Annotated in this window: 17 protein-coding genes and 1 tRNA gene; 12 read left to right on the plus strand and 6 right to left on the minus strand. The window is 71.9% G+C overall.

The window, feature by feature from the left end:
• The first annotated feature begins 43 nt into the window (after positions 1–43).
• Positions 44–1663, plus strand: a complete 1620-nt coding sequence (locus B4U46_RS20555; protein WP_079429200.1) for an ATP-binding cassette domain-containing protein — start codon at positions 44–46, stop codon at positions 1661–1663.
• A 30-nt stretch (positions 1664–1693) separates the two neighbouring features.
• Here B4U46_RS20555 and B4U46_RS20560 read toward each other — a convergent pair whose 3' ends face one another.
• Positions 1694–2134, minus strand: coding sequence for an NUDIX hydrolase (locus tag B4U46_RS20560; protein ID WP_079431886.1), 441 nt, complete (start codon positions 2132–2134; stop codon positions 1694–1696).
• Between the two features lie 795 nt (positions 2135–2929).
• Between B4U46_RS20560 and B4U46_RS37480 the strand changes: the two genes are divergently transcribed.
• Positions 2930–2999 (plus strand) — tRNA-Gly (locus tag B4U46_RS37480).
• Positions 3000–3050: 51 nt separating this feature from the next.
• Here B4U46_RS37480 and B4U46_RS20570 read toward each other — a convergent pair.
• A complete protein-coding gene (locus B4U46_RS20570; RefSeq protein ID WP_079429201.1) occupies positions 3051–3878 on the minus strand; it encodes an oxidoreductase in 828 nt (275 codons plus the stop codon).
• 94 nt (positions 3879–3972) lie between these two features.
• On the opposite strand from B4U46_RS20570, the gene B4U46_RS20575 reads away from it, so the two are divergent.
• Both B4U46_RS20575 and B4U46_RS20580 read left to right on the plus strand, forming a co-directional pair.
• Positions 3973–4401 (plus strand): MerR family transcriptional regulator, encoded by a 429-nt coding sequence (locus B4U46_RS20575; protein ID WP_079429202.1) that lies wholly within the window; start codon positions 3973–3975, stop codon positions 4399–4401.
• Positions 4402–5121: 720 nt separating this feature from the next.
• Positions 5122–6003 (plus strand): L,D-transpeptidase family protein, encoded by an 882-nt coding sequence (locus B4U46_RS20580; protein WP_100863124.1) that lies wholly within the window; start codon positions 5122–5124, stop codon positions 6001–6003.
• On the opposite strand, the gene B4U46_RS20585 is transcribed toward B4U46_RS20580, so the two are convergent.
• The gene (locus B4U46_RS20585; protein WP_237293341.1) at positions 6000–6704 is read right to left on the minus strand and encodes a hypothetical protein; all 705 of its coding nucleotides are present in this window, start codon (positions 6702–6704) and stop codon (positions 6000–6002) included. The genes B4U46_RS20580 and B4U46_RS20585 overlap by 4 nt on opposite strands.
• A 166-nt stretch (positions 6705–6870) precedes the next feature.
• Between B4U46_RS20585 and B4U46_RS20590 the strand changes: the two genes are divergently transcribed.
• From B4U46_RS20590 to B4U46_RS20620, 7 genes are all read left to right on the plus strand, one after another.
• On the plus strand, positions 6871–7818 hold the full coding sequence (locus tag B4U46_RS20590; protein ID WP_237293024.1) for an LLM class F420-dependent oxidoreductase: 948 nt from the start codon (positions 6871–6873) through the stop codon (positions 7816–7818).
• A 48-nt stretch (positions 7819–7866) separates the two neighbouring features.
• Positions 7867–8664 (plus strand): SDR family NAD(P)-dependent oxidoreductase, encoded by a 798-nt coding sequence (locus tag B4U46_RS20595; RefSeq protein WP_079429203.1) that lies wholly within the window; start codon positions 7867–7869, stop codon positions 8662–8664.
• A 175-nt stretch (positions 8665–8839) separates the two neighbouring features.
• Positions 8840–9961 carry an LLM class flavin-dependent oxidoreductase gene (locus tag B4U46_RS20600; RefSeq protein ID WP_079429204.1) on the plus strand — a complete coding sequence of 374 codons (1122 nt, stop codon included), beginning with the start codon at positions 8840–8842 and terminating at the stop codon, positions 9959–9961.
• A gap of 213 nt (positions 9962–10174) precedes the next feature.
• Complete coding sequence (locus tag B4U46_RS20605) at positions 10175–11917, plus strand: N-acyl-D-amino-acid deacylase family protein (protein ID WP_079429205.1); 1743 nt, start codon at positions 10175–10177, stop codon at positions 11915–11917.
• Entirely contained in the window at positions 11914–13446 is a 1533-nt protein-coding gene (locus tag B4U46_RS20610; RefSeq protein ID WP_079429206.1) for an aldehyde dehydrogenase family protein, read from the plus strand. The genes B4U46_RS20605 and B4U46_RS20610 overlap by 4 nt, the downstream gene beginning before the upstream one ends.
• 308 nt (positions 13447–13754) lie before the next feature.
• The gene (locus B4U46_RS20615) at positions 13755–15326 is read left to right on the plus strand and encodes an APC family permease (RefSeq protein ID WP_079429207.1); all 1572 of its coding nucleotides are present in this window, start codon (positions 13755–13757) and stop codon (positions 15324–15326) included.
• A 98-nt stretch (positions 15327–15424) separates the two neighbouring features.
• Positions 15425–15715 (plus strand): hypothetical protein, encoded by a 291-nt coding sequence (locus tag B4U46_RS20620; RefSeq protein ID WP_237293026.1) that lies wholly within the window; start codon positions 15425–15427, stop codon positions 15713–15715.
• A gap of 4 nt (positions 15716–15719) precedes the next feature.
• On the opposite strand, the gene B4U46_RS20625 is transcribed toward B4U46_RS20620, so the two are convergent.
• Together B4U46_RS20625 and B4U46_RS20630 are read right to left on the minus strand one after the other, a co-directional pair.
• On the minus strand, positions 15720–16238 hold the full coding sequence (locus B4U46_RS20625) for a nitroreductase/quinone reductase family protein (protein ID WP_079429208.1): 519 nt from the start codon (positions 16236–16238) through the stop codon (positions 15720–15722).
• Positions 16235–16849, minus strand: a complete 615-nt coding sequence (locus B4U46_RS20630; protein WP_079429209.1) for an NAD(P)-dependent oxidoreductase — start codon at positions 16847–16849, stop codon at positions 16235–16237. The genes B4U46_RS20625 and B4U46_RS20630 overlap by 4 nt, the downstream gene beginning before the upstream one ends.
• Positions 16850–16907: 58 nt before the next feature.
• Between B4U46_RS20630 and B4U46_RS20635 the strand changes: the two genes are divergently transcribed.
• On the plus strand, positions 16908–17324 hold the full coding sequence (locus B4U46_RS20635; RefSeq protein ID WP_079431890.1) for a winged helix-turn-helix transcriptional regulator: 417 nt from the start codon (positions 16908–16910) through the stop codon (positions 17322–17324).
• Here the strand turns inward: B4U46_RS20635 and B4U46_RS20640 are convergent.
• Positions 17288–17686 (minus strand): VOC family protein, encoded by a 399-nt coding sequence (locus B4U46_RS20640; protein WP_079429210.1) that lies wholly within the window; start codon positions 17684–17686, stop codon positions 17288–17290. The genes B4U46_RS20635 and B4U46_RS20640 overlap by 37 nt on opposite strands.
• Between the last annotated feature and the right edge of the window lie 789 nt (positions 17687–18475).

An 18475-nucleotide genomic window follows, 5' to 3' on the forward strand; every position in this document is an offset into this window, starting at 1 on the left:
AAATGCGTTGAGCCGTCCCCGCGGTGCGGCCGAGTATCGGGCCATGGGACATCTCGAAGCCTCGCACCTGGAGTACTACCTGCCCGACGGGAGGGTGCTGCTCGGCGACGCCTCGTTCAGAGTGGGCGAGGGGTCGGTGGCCGCGCTGGTCGGCGCCAACGGTGCGGGCAAGACCACGCTGCTGCGGCTGCTCTCGGGGGAGTTGCAGCCGCACGGCGGGACCGTCACCTCCAGCGGCGGCATCGGGGTCATGCACCAGTTCGTCGGCTCGGTGCGTGACGACCGCACGGTCCGCGACCTGCTGGTCTCGGTGTCGCAGCCGCGGATCCGGCAGGCCGCGGCCGCCGTGGACGCGGCCGAGCACCTGATCATGACGGTCGACGACGAGGCCGCGCAGCTGGCCTACGCCCAGGCGCTCAGCGACTGGGCCGAGGCCCGCGGGTACGAGGCCGAGACCGTCTGGGACATGTGCACGATGGCGGCCCTCGGCATGCCGTACGACCGGGCCCAGTTCCGGGAGGTGCGAACGCTGTCCGGCGGCGAGCAGAAACGGCTCGTGCTGGAAGCGCTGCTGCGCGGCCCGGACGAGGTGCTGCTGCTGGACGAGCCGGACAACTACCTCGACGTGCCCGGCAAGCGCTGGCTGGAGGAGCGGCTGCGGGAGACCCGCAAGACGGTGCTGTTCATCTCCCACGACCGGGAACTGCTGGCGCGGGCCGCGCAGCGCATCGTGGCGGTGGAACCCGGTCCCGCCGGCTCCGACGTGTGGGTGCACGGCGCGGGCTTCGGGACCTTCCACGCGGCACGGGAGGAGCGTTTCGCACGCTTCGACGAACTGCGGCGCCGCTGGGACGAGAAGCGGGCGCAGCTGAAACGGCTCGTGCAGGACCTGCGGCAGTACGCCGCCCGCAGCGACGAGATGGCCTCGCGCTACCAGGCGGCCAAGACCCGGCTGCGCAAGTTCGAGGAGATCGGCCCGCCGCCGGAGCCGCCGCGCAAGCAGGAGATCCGGATGCGCCTGCAGGGCGGCCGCACCGGCGTACGGGCCGTGGTCTGCGAGGAGCTGGAGCTGACCGGGCTGATGAAGCCGTTCTCGCTGGAGGTCTTCTACGGGGAGCGCGTCGCGGTCCTCGGCTCGAACGGCTCCGGCAAGTCGCACTTCCTGCGGCTCCTGGCGGGTGAGGACGTCCGGCACACGGGTGCGTGGAAGCTGGGCGCACGCGTGGTGCCGGGCCACTTCGCCCAGACGCACGCCCATCCCGAGCTGGTGGGACGCACCCTGGTGGACATCCTGTGGACCGAGCACGCCAAGGACCGGGGCGGGGCGATGTCGGCGCTGCGGCGGTACGAGCTGGAACGCCAGGGGGACCAGCCCTTCGACAAGCTGTCGGGCGGACAGCAGGCACGCTTCCAGATCCTGCTGCTGGAGCTGGCGGGGACCACCGCGCTGTTCCTCGACGAGCCGACGGACAACCTCGACCTGGAGTCCGCGGAGGCCCTGCAGGAGGGCCTGGAGGCGTACGAGGGCACGGTGCTGGCGGTGACGCACGACCGCTGGTTCGCCCGCTCCTTCGACCGCTACCTGGTGTTCGGCTCGGACGGGGTCGTCCGGGAGACCGCGGAACCGGTGTGGGACGAGCGGCGGGTCGAACGGGTGCGCTGAGGCCGGGCGGTGGAGGGCCGGCCGGCGGGGCTAGGTGACGAGGCCGAAGTGGACCGGTTCGGCCTGGGTGCCGGCGAGGAGGTCCGGCAGGCGCGGGGGCCAGAGGGGCTCGCCGAGGGTGGCGAGGCGCTCCGGTGAGAGCCACTGCCAGTGGATGCCGGGGTCCTCGAGGACGGGCTCCCGGCGGGGGCCGGTGGTGACGTAGATGTGCTCGTGCTGCCGGACGGGGATGCCCTCGTGGGTGAAGTCGTGCTCCCAGGTGCACAGCAGCCGCTGCGGCTCCAGGTCGGTCCACCCGGTCTCCTCGCGCAACTCCCGCCGCACGCACTCCTCGGGGGTCTCGCCAGGATCCATACCGCCGCCCGGCGGCAGCCAGTGGATGCCGACTTCGACGTTGTTCTCCCGGAACAGGAACACCGACCCGCTGGGGGAGAGGACGACAATGCGCGCTGCCTGACGCGGAGTTCTCATCATCGCAGGGTACGGCGGCGGGGCCGGGGGTGGGAGGGGTGGGACGGTGGCTGCGGCTGGAGGGCGGTGGCTGCGGCTGGGGGTGGGCGGTGCCCCTTCGCCGGGGTCGGTGGGGTGTCGGGGGCTTCCCGCCAGTCCACTGTCCTTTCGTGCCGGTCCGGCCTGTCAAGGGCGCTCCTTCGTCGCGTCGCTCCGCGATCGCCTGCGGCGACCCTTGACAGACCGGCCCGTCCCGAAATGCCAAAGACTGTCGGAAAGCCCCCGAAGGAACGGCATGGTCCAACCTCAAGATCTGCGACACGGTCCGGAAATGCGACGGCCCGTTCCGCCCGGCAGACCGGCCATCCGGCCCAGCTGCGAAGCCGTCCCCCCGGCCGGGCAGACGGCCGCCCCAGATCGCTACGCGCTCCTCCGGTTCCAGCGTCCGCCCGCCGTCCAGGGCTGATCCCCGCACCTCATGCCAATGAGGACGTCATCGGGGCCGGTGGGCGCCACAGATCGCTACGCGCTCCTCCCGTTTCGGCGTCCGACGGCCGTCCGGGGCCGATACCTGCACCTCATGCCCATCAGGACGTCATCGGGGCCGCCGGACGCCACAGATCGCTACGCGCTTCTCGAAGCTCGGCGGCTGGCCGACTTGGTGGGCTGATATCCGCACAAAGGGAGCAGTGGGGGATGGTGGGGACGTCAGGTGGCGGCAGGATTCCGGTTCTTGCCGGCTGGGGGTGGTCTCGGCCTGATCTTGGCTGTAAAGTTCATCTCGAGCTCGCGGCCGGGAAACCGGTGGTGGGACTGGCGTTGGTGGTCCAAGGAAAGGCACCCCACTTCCTGTGGGGGGATGCAGGTGCAAGGCCTGCCCAGCGCTCGATCAAGGCCCCGGCCTCCTCAGGGAGGTCGGGGCCTTTTGCTTGCGGTCTCAGATGGCGGTGGAGACCGCCGTGTGGCGCCATGCGTCGAGTTCGCGCCGGACCAGGGCGAGCTTCGCCTCGACGCGTTCGACCGCGTCCGTGCCCAGCTGCAGGCGCAGCGGCGGTTCGGCGACCTCGGTGATGTCGACGATGGCCTTGGCGCCCTTCACGGGGTCGCCGGGCTGGCGGCCGTCGTTCGTGGCCAGCGCCTCGCGCACCGGACCCGCGCCCACGGCGTAGTCGGGGATGGTGGCGGGTTCGAACCGGATGCTCGAACTGTTGAGGAAGTCGGTACGGAAGCCGCCCGGTTCGATGATGGTGACGCGGACGCCGAGCGGTGCGAGCTCGCCGTGCAGTGCCTCCGAGATGCCTTCGAGGGCGAACTTCGACGCGCCGTACAGACCCACCGCAGGAGCGGTGGCGAAGCCGCCCACGGAGCCGATGTTCAGGACGTGCCCGGACCGCTGGGACCGGAGCGTGGGCAGCGTCGCCCGCAACGTGTTGAGCACGCCGAACACGTTGACGTCGAACAGGTCCCGCGCAGCCTGGTCGGAGGTCTCCTCGATCGCGCCCACGAGCCCGTAGCCGGCGTTGTTGACCACGACGTCGATCCGCCCGAACTCCGCCAGCCCGGCCTCCACCGCGAGCGCCAACTGCTCCGGTCGGGTCACGTCGGCGCTCACCGCCAGCAGGCCCTCCGGCTTCTCCGGGTACGCCTTGAGCACGGCCGACGCGTCCCTCGCCGTGGCGATCACGCTGTGTCCTCGCTCCAGCGCCTCCCGGGTGATCTCCGCGCCGAGCCCACGCGATGCACCAGTGACGAACCAAACGCTCATGTTCTCCCCCAATTCCGATCGTCCGACTGGCCGACGAGTCGACGGTAGAAGCTAGAGTCGGGTCTAGATCAATAAGCACGTGACCGGAGTCACTATGGACCTGAGCATCGGCGAGGTGGCGAAGCGCAGCGGGCTGAGCGTCCACGCGCTGCGGTTCTACGAGCGGGAGGGCCTGTTCGCCAACCCGGTGCGCCGCCTGTCCAACGGCCGTCGGATCTACCACGAGGAAGACGTGGAGTGGCTGGCGATCTGCACCAAGCTCCGCTCCTCCGGCATGTCGCTGGCCGCGATCCGGGAGTACGTCGAGCTGGCCCGCCAGGGCGCGGGCAACGAACGCGACCGCCTCGATCTGCTGCGCCGGCACGAGGAGCACGTCCAGGAGCAGATCCGGGAGTTGCAAGAAGCCCTGGACGTGGTGCGCTACAAGGTACGGATCTACGAGGAACACCTCGCCCGCGGCGAGGCGGACCAGCTCTGGAACCCCACCCACCACCCCTCGGACCGCACGTCCGTCGGCCGCTGACCTTCGAGCAGCCCGTGGCGTTCTGCCGCCCCTGGCGGCCCCGATGACGTCCTGATGGGCATCGGGTGCGGATATCGGCCCACCAAGTCGGCCAGCCGCCGAGCTTCGAGGAGCGCGTAGCGATCTGTGGCGTCCCGCGGCCCCCGGATGCCCGTCCCGTCGTCATTGAGTGCGGGTATCAGCCCTGGACGGCCGCCGGACACAGAGATTCGAGGAGCGCGTAGCGATCTGGGGCGCCCACCGGCCCCGATGACGTCCTCATTGGCATGAGGTGTGGGGATCAGCCCTTGACGGCGGGCGGACGCTGAAACGGGAGGAGCGCGTAGCGATCTGGGGCGGCCGTCTGCCCGGCTGGGGGGATGGCTTCGCAGCGGGGCCGGATGGCCGGTCTGCCGGGCGGAACGAGTCGTCGCATTTCCGGACCGTGTCGCAGATCCTGAGGTTGGCCCATGCCGTTCCTTCGGGGGCTTTCCGACAGTCTTTGGCATTTCGGGACGGGCCGGTCTGTCAAGGGTCGCCGCAGGCGATCGCGGAGCGACGCGACGAAGGAGCGCCCTTGACAGGCCGGACCGGCACGAAAGGACAGTGGACTGGCGGGAAGCCCCCGACACTCCACCGACCCCGGTGAAGGGTGCACCGCCCACCCCCAGCCGGAGCCACCCCGGTGAACCGGAACCCGGGTCGCCGGTAAATGTGATCAGCTGATGTACCGTCGGGGGGATGAGCAAGCACCGTCGAGCCGGATCCGGGTCCGGTCCCGCCTCCAGCCCCCGTGCCCGTGCCCGTGCGTCGGAACGCGCCCGGCGGCGGCGTGGGGCGGCCGGGCGGCCGTCGCGGGCGCTGGTGCTGGTCGCCACCGCCGGGCTGCTGCTCTTCGGGGCCGGATGGGTGCACGCCCTCTACGAACAGCCCGGCGCGCCCGTGCCGCCGGCCCGCTCCGATGCCCGGCCCAAGGCCCACGCCGGGCCCCCCGGACACGCCGCTCGCGGTGGCCGCCGTCCCGACGCCCTCCAGGGGATCCCGGCCGCCGCCCTCAGCGAGACCACCCGGGCCCGTATCCCGGCCGAGGCGCGCCAGCTGGTCCTCGTCACCGGCAAGGCCAAGGACTCCTCGGAGTCCACCGTCGGCCTGTACACCCGCCCCGCCCCCGGCGCGGACTGGGTGCGGGCCGCCCAGTGGCCCGCCCGCAACGGCGCCAAGGGCTGGTCCACCGAGCGCGAGTACGGGGACCTGACCTCCCCGCAGGGCGTCTTCTCCCTCAGCGACGCCGGCGGCCTGCTGTCGGCCCCGCCCGGCACGAAGCTGCCGTACGACCAGGACTCCGGTTTCGTCGCCTCGGGGCCCGGGGTGAACGGCGAGTCGCTACAGGGCTCCTTCGACTACGTCGTGGCGATCGACTACAACCGCCGCCAGGGCGTGTCCCCGCTCGACCCGGTGATGCCGGACGGCAAGGGCCGGGGCGGCAACATCTGGCTCCACGTCGACCACGACGGCCCCTCCCAGGGCTGCGTCGGCCTGCCCAGGGCGGCGATGAAGCAGCTCCTGGAGACCCTGGACCCGGCAGCCCACCCGGTCATCGCGATGGGCCCGTCCGGCTTCTAGGGGAGGGCTTCGGAGCCCCGCGCTCCCGCGCCGCCACCGCCCCCGGGCGAGGCCGCCTCGACCTCGGTCCTGCCCCTGCCCCACACCAGCAGCCCGATGTACACGAGGTCGAACACAGAGCACAGCACGCCCAGCCCCAGGACGAACCCGGACCCGGACCCGGACCCGGACCTGGACCCGGATCCGGACCCCTCCATCACCCCGAACAGCACCGTCGGCGCGAGGGTGCCCAGCCACTTGGCGACGGCGATCACCAGCGACTGCCCGCGCGGGCCGCGCCGGGCGGCGTAGAGGCCCAGGAACAGCCCCGACATCAGCAGGTTCTGCAGGAACGCGGCGTAGCGCGAGGCGTCGTGCGCGCCGAAGTGCGCGAGGAACAGCAGCTGCACGGCGAAGCCGGTCGCGAAGACGAGCGCGCTCCACGCCGCGAACACCGGCCGGGTCACGAAGGCCGGCAGCTCGGCGCGCCCGTAGCGCAGGTAGGTGTAGACGATCACCAGGTCGGCGGCGCACCACACCAGGTTGACCACCCCTTGCGGGGACAGCCCGGTACGGACGTCGTTGGCGGCGTAGACGGCCTCCCAGGCGAGGTTGAGCGCGAGGGCGGCGACGGGCATCGCGTACGTGCGGTCCCGGAACCCGACCCGGACGGCCTCGACGTACACGAGCGTCCAGGCCAGCCCGCTGACGAGGGTGAGCATCAGTTCCACGGGCGCACCCTAGGCGATGCGCGGCCGGACGCCACGAGCGCTGCGGCACCCTTCGTCCCTGCCGACCTTCGTCCCTGCCGACCCCTTGCCTGACGATCCGTCAGCTACGACGATGGCCCGGACCCAAGACCACCACCACACAGCGGGGCGGACGGCCATGGCACGCGTGTTTCCGGAAGGCCGGCTGGCGTACGGGATGCAGCTCCCGGTCCAGTCGCAGAGCACCATCTACGCCGAACCCTGGGAGGCCGCCGCCGGTGCGGCCGACCTCGCCGAGGTGGCGCGGGCCGCCGACCGGGCCGGCTTCGGGTACCTGGCCACGTGCGACCACGTGGCCATCCCGCGCCGGCTCGCCGGGCCCATGGGCACCGTCTGGTACGACCCGGTGGCCACCCTGGCCTTCCTGGCCGGCATCACCGAGCGGGTACGGCTGCTGAGCCACGTCGCGATCGTCGGCCTGCGCCACCCCCTGGTCACCGCCAAGCAGTACGCGACCCTCGACCACCTCTCCGGGGGCCGGCTGGTCCTCGGGGTCGGGGCCGGGCACGTGCAGGAGGAGTTCGAGGCGCTCGGGGCGGACTTCGCGGGCCGGGGGCCGGTGCTGGACGAGGTCCTGGACGCGTTGCGGGCCGCGCTCGGTCCGGAGGAGTTCCCCGCGTTCGAGGGGGAACGGTTCTCCTTCCGCGACCTCGGCCAGTTGCCCCGTCCCGCCCAGCAGCGGATCCCCGTCTGGGTCGGCGGGTCCTCCCCGGCCGCCGTCCGGCGGGCCGCGGTGCGCGGTGACGGCTGGCTCCCGCAGGGCGACCCGCGCGACCGGATCCCGGCGCAGGTCGCCCGCATCCGTGAGCTGAGGGAGGCGGCCGGGGTGGAGGGGCCCTTCGAGGTGGGGGCGATCACCGAGCCCCTCTACGTCGGCGAGCCCGGCTGGGACACCGGCAGGCGCACCCTCACCGGCAAGGCGGAGGCGCTGGCGGAGTCCCTGCGGGAGTACCGGGCGCTGGGCGTGGACCAGATCCAGGTCCGCTTCCGCAATCGCGACCGTGCCGAACTCGTCGACCAGATCACCGCCTTCGGGTCCGAGGTGGCCCCGCTGCTCAACGACTAGACCGATCCGACCGCTAGACCGACCCGACCGCATGGACAAGGAGTACCCGTGGGCAAGCTGGACGGGCGCGTCGTCATCATCACCGGTGCGGCGCGCGGGCAGGGCGAGCAGGAAGCGCGGCTCTTCGCCGCCGAGGGGGCGCGGGTGGTGCTCGGCGACGTGCTCGACGAGCAGGGTGCCGCCGTGGCCAAGGAGATCACCGAGGACTGCGGCGAGGACCGGGCGCGGTACGTCCGGATGGACGTGAGCCGCGAGGAGGACTGGACGGCCGCCGTGGCCGTCGCGAAGGAGGCCTTCGGCCGGGTCGACGGGCTGGTCAACAACGCGGGCATCCTGCGCTTCAACGAGCTGACCGCGACGCCGCTGGAGGAGTTCCAGCAGGTGGTGCAGGTCAACCAGGTCGGCGCGTTCCTCGGGATCAGGACGGTCGCGCCCGAGATCGGGGCGGCGGGCGGCGGGACGATCGTCAACACCTCCTCGTACACCGGCCTGACGGGCATGGCGTACGTGGGCGCGTACGCGGCGACCAAGGCGGCCGTCCTCGGGCTGACGCGGGTGGCGGCGCTGGAGCTGGCGGCGCAGAACATCCGGGTCAACGCGATGTGCCCGGGCGCGGTGGACACGCCCATGGCCAACCCGGGGCTGCTGGATCCGGCCGGGATGACGGACGAGGCCCGGGAGGCGATGGCGGACCTGTACCGGAAGGTGGTGCCACTGGGGCGGGTGGGGCGTCCGGAGGAGATAGCGAAGCTGGCGCTGTTCCTGACGGCCGAGGACTCCTCGTACATCACCGGCCAGCCTTTCGTCATCGACGGGGGATGGATGGCGGGGGTCAGCATCCTCTGAGGCGCGCGAGGGCCGGCGCTGACCCGCCCCGTCGACCAGGAGAGCGAATCCATCGAGTGAATCTGACGAGCCGTCAGTTGCCCCCACCTCGGCTCTTGACGCCCCCACTGCACGGTGGAACAGTCGGACCCATCAAATCTGACGCAACGTCAGAAACCTAAGGACGGTGAACCCCTTGGAATTCGGGCTCTTCGTGCAGGGATACGTGCCTGAGGCGCGGTCCAAGGTCGACCCCGAGGCGGAGCACAAGGCGCTGCTCGAGGAGACCCAGTACGTCATCCAGGCCGACAAGTCCGGCTTCAAGTACGCCTGGGCCTCCGAGCACCACTTCCTGGAGGAGTACTCCCACCTCTCGGCGAACGAGGTCTTCCTCGGCTACCTCGCCGCCGCCACCGAACGGATCCACCTCGGCTCGGGCATCTTCAACCCGCTCGCCCCGGTGAACCACCCGGTGAAGGTGGCCGAGAAGGTCACCATGCTCGACCACCTCTCCAAGGGCCGCTTCGAGTTCGGCACCGGGCGCGGCGCCGGCAGCCACGAGATCCTCGGCTTCCTGCCCGGCATCACGGACATGAACCACACCAAGGAGATCTGGGAGGAGACCATCGGGGAATTCCCCAAGATGTTCCTCCAGGAGGAGTACGAGGGGTTCAAGGGCAAGCACTGGTCGCTGCCGCCGCGCAAGATCTTCCCCAAGCCGTACGGCAAGGCGCACCCGGCCATGTGGTACGCCGCCGGGTCCCCCTCCTCGTACGCGATGGCGGCGAAGAAGGGCCTCGGGGTGCTGGGCTTCAGCGTCCAGAAGGTCTCGGACATGGAGTGGGTCCTGGAGCAGTACAAGACGGCGATCCAGGAGGCGAAGGCGATCGGGGCCTTCGTGAACGACAACGTGATGGTCACCTCCACGGCGATCTGCGCGGAGACGCACGAGAAGGCGGTCGAGATCGCGGTCAACGCGAACATGAACCGCTTCCAGTCGCTGGTGTTCCGCTACCACGACACGTTCCCGCGGCCGGAGGCGATCCCGCAGTGGCCGGAGACGCTGCCGGAGTACAACGCGGAGATCATCGAGCTGCTGATCGCGGAGGAGCTGCTGATCTGCGGTGATCCGGCGGAGGTGCGGGCGCAGTGCAAGCGGTGGGAGCAGGCGGGGGCGGACCAGCTGTCCTTCGGTCTGCCGACCGGGGTGTCGTACGAGGACACGATGACGACGATCAAGCTGATCGGTGAGCACGTCATCCCCCACATCGACACGGACCCGGTCCACCGGACGACACGCTTCCGCCAGTCCGCGTAGCGGGGGCCCGCCCCGCGCAGCGGCCCGCCCGGCGCCGGCGGTCCGCACCGGAACGACCCGCAGCGGCCCGCCCACCCCGGCGGGCCGCACCCGCACGCCCCGCACGCCCCGCGCACCGCTACACGCACCGCACCCCCCACACCGCCCGGCCAGGGCAACGGCACAGGGATCAGGGATCAGGGATCAGGGACACCAGGACGGGAAGGGAACCCCATGCTCGACCACCTCATCCGCGGAGCGACCGTCGTCGACGGCACCGGCGCCCCCGCCCGGGTCGCAGACGTCGGCATACGCGACGGCCGCATCGCCGTCATCGCCGCGCCCGGCACCGTCGAGGAGGAGGCCCGTACCAGTGAGGACGCCACCGGGCTGGTCCTCACCCCGGGGTTCATCGACCCCCACACCCACTACGACGCCCAGCTCTTCTGGGACCCCTACGCCACCCCCTCCATGAACCACGGCGTCACCACCGTCGCCGGCGGCAACTGCGGGTTCACCCTGGCCCCCCTCAACCCCGCCCGCCCCGAGGACGCCGACTACACCCGCCGCATGATGAGCAAGGTCGAGGGCATGGCGCTGGCCGCCCTCGAAGAAGGGGTCGACTGGTCCTGGTCCACCTTCGGGGAATACCTCGACGCCCTCGAAGGGCGGATCGCCGTCAACGCCGGGTTCATGGTCGGACACTGCGCCCTGCGCCGCCACGTGATGGGGGAGGCCGCCACCGGCGGCGCCGCCCCCACCTCCGCCCAGCTGGACGAGATGCTCGCCCTCCTCCACCAGGCCATGGACGCCGGCGCCTGGGGCCTGTCCACCACCCAGTCCTCCACCCACTCCGACGGCGACGGCGCCCCCGTCGCCTCCCGGCACGCCGGGCCCGCCGAACTGCTCGCGCTCTCCCGGGCCGTCGGCGACCACGAGGGCACCCAGCTCGAGGCCATCGTCGCCGGCTGCCTGGACCAGTTCTCCGACGAGGAGATCGACCTCTTCGTCGAGATGAGCGCCGCCGCCGGCCGCCCCCTCAACTGGAACGTGCTCACCATCGACGCCGCCGTCCCCGAACGGGTCCCGCGCCAGCTGGTCCCCAGCGAGCGCGCCCGCAAGGCCGGCGGCCGGATCGTGGCGCTGACGATGCCGATCCTCACCCCCATGAACATGTCCCTCGGCACCTTCTGCGCCCTCAACCTCATCCCCGGCTGGGGCGAGGTCCTCGGGCTGCCCGTGCCCGAGCGGATCGCGAAGCTCCGCGACCCCGGCGTACGGGCCGAGATGCTGCGCCGCGCCGACAGCAAGGAGGCCGGGGTCTTCCGGCGCCTGGCCGACTTCGGGCGCTACGTCATCGGTGACACGTACAGCGAGGTGAACGAGGGGCTGAGCGGGCGCGTCGTCGGGGACATCGCCGCCGAACGCGGGCAGGACGCCTTCCAGTGCCTGGTCGAGATCTGCGCCAACGACGACCTGCGCACGGTCCTGTGGCCGATGCCCACCGACAACGACCCGGCGACCTGGGCCCTGCGCGCCGAGACCTGGCAGCACGAGGACGTCATGCTCGGCGGCTCCGACGCGGGCGCGCACCTGGACCGGATGTGCGGGGCCCCGTACACGACCCGGTTCCTCGGCGACTGCCTGCGCGGCCGCAGGCTCGTGCCGCTGGAGCAGGCGGTGAAGATGCTGACGGACGACCCGGCGCAGCTGTTCGGGCTGCGCGAGCGCGGCCGGATCGCCGAGGGCTGGCACGCGGACCTGGTCCTCTTCGACCCGGAGCGCATCGAGGCCGGCCCGGCCACCTTGGTCCACGACCTGCCCGGCGACAGCCCGCGGCTGGACTCCCGGGCGATCGGGATCGTGTCGGTGCGGGTCAACGGGGTGGAGACCATCCGCGACGACGAGGTGACCGGCGCGATCCCGGGGATCGTGCTCCGGTCGGGCCGGGACACGAGGACGGTGAGCACCCGATGAGCGGTGGGACGAGGGGTCGGCAGGGGCGGGCCCGGGAGCAGCGGCTGTACCTCGGCGGGGAGTGGGTCGAGCCCGAGGGCGGGTACTACGAGGTGGTCAACCCGGCGGACGAGTCCGTGGTGGGCCTGGCCCCCGAGGCCTCGCGGGCGCAGGTGGAGGCCGCCGCCCGGGCCGCCGCCGAGGCCTTCGGTACGTGGTCCCGTACGCGGCCCGAGGAGAGGGCGGCGATCCTGGACCGGGCCGCGGACGTCATCCAGCGGGAGTTCGAACCGCTGGCGGAGCTGGCCCGGGCGGAGACGGGCGCCCCGACCGGGATCGCGCGCGGGATGCAGGTCGGGGTGGGGGTGTCGCGGTTCCGGCGGTACGCCAGGGGGGCGCTGGAGCCGGTGGAGCGGGGGCTCCCGCCGCAGGTGACCGAGGCGGGGCCGATGGGCGCGGCGAGCGTGCTGGGCGCGCTGGAGGTACGCCAGCCGGTCGGGGTGGTCACCTGCATCACCTCGTACAACAACCCGTGGGCGAACCCGGCCGGCAAGGTGGCCCCGGCGCTGGCCATGGGCAACACGGTGGTGGTCAAGCCGGCCCCGCAGGACCCGCTCTCGGTGTTCCGGATGGCCGAGGCGCTGGCGGAGGCAGGGCTTCCGCCGGGGGTGGTGAACGTGGTCTCGGGGCAGGCGGTGGAGGTCGGCGAGGCGGCGGTGGACTCCCCCTACGTGGACATGGTGTCCTTCACCGGTTCGACGGGGGTGGGGCAGCGCATCGCGGAGGTCTGCGGGCGGTCCATGAAGCGGCAGCTGATGGAGCTGGGCGGCAAGGGCGCGGCGGTGGTCTTCGAGGACGCCGACCTGGACGCGGCGGTCATGGGCATCGGCACCACCTTCTCCTTCTACAGCGGGCAGATCTGCACGGCTCCGACCCGGGTGATCGTGCACCGGTCGGTGTACGCGGAGCTGGTGGAGAAGCTGACGGGGTACCTGGCGTTCATGAAGGTCGGGGATCCGGCGGTGAAGGGGACGGTGGTCGGGCCGGTGATCTCGGCGGCGCACCGGGACCGGGTGGAGTCGTACGTGGAGCTGGGCCGCAAGGAGGGGGCGCGGATCGCGTTCGGCGGGGACCGTCCGGTGGTGGGGGAGGGCGGGGGCAACGGCACGGGCAGGGGCCGGGGCAGGGGCAGGGGCTTTTACGTGGCGCCGACCCTGCTGGTCGACTGCACCAACGACATGCGGGTGGTGCGGGAGGAGATCTTCGGACCGGTGGTCGTGGTCGTCCCCTTCGACGGGGGCGAGGACGAGGCGGTGGCCCTGGCCAACGACAGCGACTACGGGCTGATCAGCTACGTGTGGTCGGCGGACTCGGCGCGGGCCTTCCGGGTGGCGCGGCGGCTGCGGGCGGGCGGGGTCGGGGTGAACACGATCGGGCGGAACATGGAGGCGCCGTTCGGCGGGTTCAAGCGGTCGGGCGTGGGCCGGGACGTGGGCTCGTACGCCCTGCACGCCTACAGCGAGGTCCAGTCGATCGTCTGGGCGGGGTAGGGGGCCGGGGCGGGGAGCCGGGCGGGGAGCTGTGAGGGGAGCCGGGCGGGGAGCTGTGAGGGGGAGCCGGAGCGGTCGGAAAATTGCCTCGGGAAATTTTCGAAACGGACATTCCAGGCGCTCCTGCGGTTTCCGCATTCCGGAACCCCGCGTCCGGCGCCTGCGAATCGGACGCCGGGGCGTGAATGGATCTTGCAATCCCGCGTCGTAAACTACTCCAAGGTTGAAATTCCAAGGCGATTCATTGCGCCGACATACGGACTTAACCAGTCCAGATGTGGAAATCGCACCCTCTACCGTCCTTTCACATGACACAGCTGGACGAGCGGCCTCGGGTCGGAGACACGGTAAGCGGCGTCGCCGCGGGCGACGGCGAGGTGCGCGGCAAGGGCCTCGGCAAAGGCTCCGTCGGCCTGGTGGGCAGCGCCGTCATCGGCATCTCCACCGTCGCCCCCGTCTACTGCCTGACCTCCACCCTCGGCTCCACCGCCGGGCAGGTCGGCCTCCAGATGCCCGCCGTCTTCCTGGCCGGCTTCCTGCCGATGCTGCTCGTCGCCTTCGCCTACCGCGAACTCACCAAGGACATGCCGGACTGCGGCACCTCGTTCACCTGGACCGTCAAGGCCTTCGGCCCGCGGATCGGCTGGATGTGCGGCTGGGGACTGGTGATCGCCACGATCATCGTCCTGTCCAACCTGGCGGGCGTCGCCACGTCCTACTTCTGGCTGCTGGCCGGCGAGATCACGTCCGATCCGTCGATCGCGGCGCTGGACCACAACAAGTTCGTCCACATCGCCACCTGCCTGACACTGATCGCCACCGCCACCGCCATCAGCTACCGCGGCATGACCGCCACCAAGGGCGTCCAGTACACGCTCGTCGGCCTCCAGCTGCTGGTCCTGGCCGTCTTCGTGGCCATGGCCTTCCAGAAGGCCTCCGCCGGAACCTTCGACACCGGCGTCCACTTCTCCTGGCAGTGGATGAACCCCTTCGCGGTCGAGTCCATGGGCGCCTTCACCGCCGGACTCTCGCTCTCGATCTTCATGTACTGGGGCTGGGACACCTGCCTCACCGCGAACGAGGAGACCATCGGCTCCGCCAAGACGCCGGGCCGCGCCTCGCTCATCGCGATGGTCGTCCTCGTCGGCTCCTACCTGGCCACCGGAGTCGCCGCCCAGATGGCCGTCGGCTCCGGCGACAAGGGCCTGGGCCTGGGCAACCCCGAGACCTCCGGCAACGTCTTCGCCGCGCTGGCCGGCCCGGTCATGGGCCCGCTCCTCGGCATCCTGCTCTTCGTGGCGGTCCTCGCCTCCGCGGCCGCCTCGCTCCAGACCACCTTCATCCCGGTCGCCCGCACCGTCCTGGCCATGTCCACGTACGAGGCCCTGCCCGCCTCGTACGCCAAGGTCCACCCCCGCTTCAAGACCCCGGGCCGCGCCACCGTCACGGCGGGCGTCGCGACCGGCGCGTTCTACACGGTCATGACCCTGGTCAGCGAGAACGTCCTCACCGACACGATCTTCGCGCTCGGCCTGATGATCTGCTTCTACTACTCCCTGACGGCCTTCGCCTGCGCCTGGTACTTCCGCGGCGACCTGCGCCGCTCCGCCCGCGACCTGTTCTTCAAGGGCGTCTTCCCGGTCCTGGGCGGCCTCCTCCTGGCGGCGGTCTTCGTCAAGACCCTCACCGACGCCTGGGACCCCTCGTACGGCTCCGGCTCCAGCATCCCCGGCCTGGGCGTCGGCAGCGTCTTCGTCATCGGCGTCGGGCTGCTGGCCCTGGGCGTGGTCATCATGCTGATCACGCAGCGCCGCAGCCCGGCCTTCTTCCGCGGCGAGGTCCTGACGAAGTCGACCCCGTCCCTGGTGGTCGAGGACTGACGGGGCGGCCGTGCCGCGGGCTGCGGTGTGCGGCGGAGCTTCACGCGAACGAGGGGGTGGGCGGTGACCCCGGGTGCGGCGGGGTCGTTGGGCCGGGCATGACTGCCATCAAGCGCACCCTGTCCGCCCTGGCCCTCACCGGCGGCGCCGCCCTCGCCCTCACCCCCTCCGCCCACGCCGCCGACGGGCCCACCCTCGGGAACCAGCCCGTCGTCGAGCGGGTGGTCGACATCGCCGGCCACCCGGGCCAGGCGATGAAGGACACCAAGACCGCCCTCGACGTCACCACCGCCGTCGCCGGCAGCGCCACCAAGTCCACCCAGGGCTCCCTCGCCGGCGCCGACACCGGCCTGGCCGGCGGCCTGCCGCAGGCTCCGTCGGTGCGCTGAGGCCCTACTTCGTGCGGGTGACCAGGACCAACGGGATCTCGCGGGCCGTGGCCGCGCGGTAGGCCCCGTACGACGGCATCGCGGCCACCACCACCGGCCACAGCCGCTCCGCCTCCGCCGGACTCGCACGGCGGGCCCGCGCGGGAAAGGTCTCGGCGCCGACCTGGACGGTGACGTCCGGGTCGGCGGCCAGGTTCAGGTACCAGGCCGGGTGGCGGTCGGAGCCCGCATTGGAGGCCGTGAGGACGTACGTGGGGGCGGCGGCTGCGGTGTCGTCCGGGACGTAGGCCAGCGCCGTGCGGCGCAGGACGCCCGATCGGCGGCCGCGGGTCGTCAGGAGCAGGTCCCGGATGCCGGGGCGGGGATGGCCGCCGGTCTCCTCGAAGCGGCGGATGTGGTCGGCCACCCAGGGGTTGGGGCTGTCGGTCGCTGCGGTCGTGGTGGTGGTCGTGGTCGTGGTGGTGGTCGCGGTCGTGTCCGTCGCTGTGTCCGTCACCGCGTCCGTGGCCGTGGTCGCGCTCATGCCCCGGCCACCCCGGCGTGCACCCCGTGGAGGGTGGGAGCGGTCAGTTCGTCCAGTACGGCGGCGGCGAAGTCGGCCGGGGTGACGCGGCTGTCGGCGTCCGCGTCGGCGAGGGTGTAGCCGCCGGTGGGGGCGCCGGTGTGGTCGAAGTCCCCGGCCGGGGAGAGGACCGCCCAGTCCAGCGCTTCCGGCGCGGCCGCGCGCAGGGCCTCGGTGCCGGCCGCGTGGCCCTCGTAGAACGCCCGCCATTCCTGCGGGTACCCCGGTGTGTCCATCAGCAGCGGGCCTGCGGCGGTGGGCAGTACGGAGGCCAGGCCGACGCCGACCAGGCGGCGCACGCCTGCGCGGGGCAGGCCCGTGGCCAGGGCTCGGGCGGCGGCCGGGAAGAAGTCCCCCGGCACGGCCTGAGGGTCGTACACCGCCGCCACCGCCGCGTCGTGACCCGCCGCCAGGCGGGCGACGTCGTCGGGGGAGGCGAGGTCTCCGGCGCTCCGGCCGACGGGTGTGACCTCCAGTCCCCGCGACCGGGCTTCGGCCACGACGGCCCGGCCGACGCGGCCGGTGGCGCCGAAGACGATGAGGGTGGGTGCGCTGCTGTTCTCGGTTGGCATGCGGCGAGCGTAGGAAAGGGGGTGGTTACCGATCGGATACCGGCCTACGGTGGCGATCATGACGCTGCCGCCCCTGGACCCCGAGATGTTCGACCCCGTCTGCCCCTCGACGCTCGTGCCGTTCCGGGTCGGCGACAAGTGGGCCCCGCTGATCCTGCGCTGCCTGGAGGGCGGTCCGCGCCGCTTCTCGGAGCTGAAGGTGCCGCTGCGCGGGATCACCTCGAAGTCCCTGACGCAGTCGCTGCGGGGACTGGAGCGGGACGGGTTCGTGACGCGGGAGGAGAGCGGGGACGGCGGCCCCGAGCGGCGTGTGGAGTACGCCCTCACGCTGCTCGGCCGGGGCCTGCTGGGCCCGCTGGACGCCGCCTGTGCGTGGACGCGGGAGCACTGGGACGAGCTGATCGACGCCCGCGAGGAGGGGCTCGCGGCCGCGGCCGCTCAGCCCCAGGTGCGGGAGCAGAGCACCAGGCGGTAGCCGTCGGGGTCGGCGATGGTGACGCCGTACTCGTCCCAGTACGGGTTGTTGGACGGGACCTGCTCGCCGCCGCACTCGATCAGACGGCGCACGAGCGCGGCGTCGGGATCCTGCCCGAGGTAGACCACGAACAGGTCGTCCACGGTGGGGGACGGCTCGACGGGGTTCTCGGGGTCCCGGGTCAGCTCGAAGTGCCACCCGCCGCCGGCCGGTCCGACCATGACGAGGTCGTGCTCCCCGGGAACGTGCCCGGAGGTCCGCCACAGGACGTCGAGCCCGAGCCCGTCGACGTAGAACCGCTCGGCGGCCGCGAGATCGCGGGAGGGGCGGGCGACGCGGACGTGGGTGTGTGCATCGATCATGCCCCCGGAGCTTAGGGGGAGGGGCCGGGGGAGGGGCGGGGGCGGGGCGACGGTCTGTCAGGTGGCTGGGCGGCGGCTCCGGCTGGGGGTGGGCGGTGCCCCCTCGGGCGGGGTCGGTGGAGTGTCGGGGGCTTCCCGCCAGTCCACTGTCCTTTCGTGCCGGTCCGGCCTGTCAAGGGCGCTCCTTCGTCGCGTCGCTTCGCGATCGCCTGCGGCGACCCTTGACAGACCGGCCCGTCCCGAAATGCCAAAGACTGTCGGGAAGCCCCCGAAGGAACGGCATGGTCCAACCTCAGGATCTGCGACACGGTCCGGAAATGCGACGGCCCGTTCCGCCCGGCAGACCGGCCATCCGGCCCAGCTGCGAAGCCATCCCCCCGGCCGGGCAGACGGCCGCCCCAGATCGCTACGCGCTCCTCCCGTTTCAGCGTCCGCCCGCCGTCAAGGGCTGATCCCCACACCTCATGCCAATGAGGACGTCATCGGGGCCGGTGGGCGCCCCAGATCGCTACGCGCTCCTCGAATCTCTGTGTCCGGCGGCCGTCCAGGGCTGATACCCGCACTCAATGACGACGGGACGGGCATCCGGGGGCCGCGGGACGCCACAGATCGCTACGCGCTCCTCGAAGCTCGGCGGCTGGCCGTCTTGTTGGGCTGATATCTGCATAAAAGGAGCAGGAGGGGGCAAGGGGTGGGCGGATTCCGGTTCTTGGTCGGGGAGATGGTTTCGGGGCTGGATCTCGTGTAAAGTTGATCTCGAGCTCGCGGCCGGGAAACCGGTGGTGGGAC

It is taken from the genome of Streptomyces katrae (assembly GCF_002028425.1).
GTDB lineage: Bacteria > Actinomycetota > Actinomycetes > Streptomycetales > Streptomycetaceae > Streptomyces > Streptomyces katrae_A.

Coding starts and splice junctions, on each gene's coding strand:
- B4U46_RS20575 (WP_079429202.1), top strand. CDS start 3,973: ATGGACCTGAGCATCGGCGAGGTGGCGAAGCGCAGCGGGCTGAGCGTC.
- B4U46_RS20585 (WP_237293341.1), bottom strand. CDS start 6,704: ATGCTCACCCTCGTCAGCGGGCTGGCCTGGACGCTCGTGTACGTCGAG.
- B4U46_RS20570 (WP_079429201.1), bottom strand. CDS start 3,878: ATGAGCGTTTGGTTCGTCACTGGTGCATCGCGTGGGCTCGGCGCGGAG.
- B4U46_RS20625 (WP_079429208.1), bottom strand. CDS start 16,238: ATGAGCGCGACCACGGCCACGGACGCGGTGACGGACACAGCGACGGAC.
- B4U46_RS20615 (WP_079429207.1), top strand. CDS start 13,755: ATGACACAGCTGGACGAGCGGCCTCGGGTCGGAGACACGGTAAGCGGC.
- B4U46_RS20635 (WP_079431890.1), top strand. CDS start 16,908: ATGACGCTGCCGCCCCTGGACCCCGAGATGTTCGACCCCGTCTGCCCC.
- B4U46_RS20610 (WP_079429206.1), top strand. CDS start 11,914: ATGAGCGGTGGGACGAGGGGTCGGCAGGGGCGGGCCCGGGAGCAGCGG.
- B4U46_RS20605 (WP_079429205.1), top strand. CDS start 10,175: ATGCTCGACCACCTCATCCGCGGAGCGACCGTCGTCGACGGCACCGGC.
- B4U46_RS20620 (WP_237293026.1), top strand. CDS start 15,425: ATGACTGCCATCAAGCGCACCCTGTCCGCCCTGGCCCTCACCGGCGGC.
- B4U46_RS20555 (WP_079429200.1), top strand. CDS start 44: ATGGGACATCTCGAAGCCTCGCACCTGGAGTACTACCTGCCCGACGGG.
- B4U46_RS20640 (WP_079429210.1), bottom strand. CDS start 17,686: ATGATCGATGCACACACCCACGTCCGCGTCGCCCGCCCCTCCCGCGAT.
- B4U46_RS20560 (WP_079431886.1), bottom strand. CDS start 2,134: ATGAGAACTCCGCGTCAGGCAGCGCGCATTGTCGTCCTCTCCCCCAGC.
- B4U46_RS20580 (WP_100863124.1), top strand. CDS start 5,122: ATGAGCAAGCACCGTCGAGCCGGATCCGGGTCCGGTCCCGCCTCCAGC.
- B4U46_RS20630 (WP_079429209.1), bottom strand. CDS start 16,849: ATGCCAACCGAGAACAGCAGCGCACCCACCCTCATCGTCTTCGGCGCC.
- B4U46_RS20590 (WP_237293024.1), top strand. CDS start 6,871: ATGGCACGCGTGTTTCCGGAAGGCCGGCTGGCGTACGGGATGCAGCTC.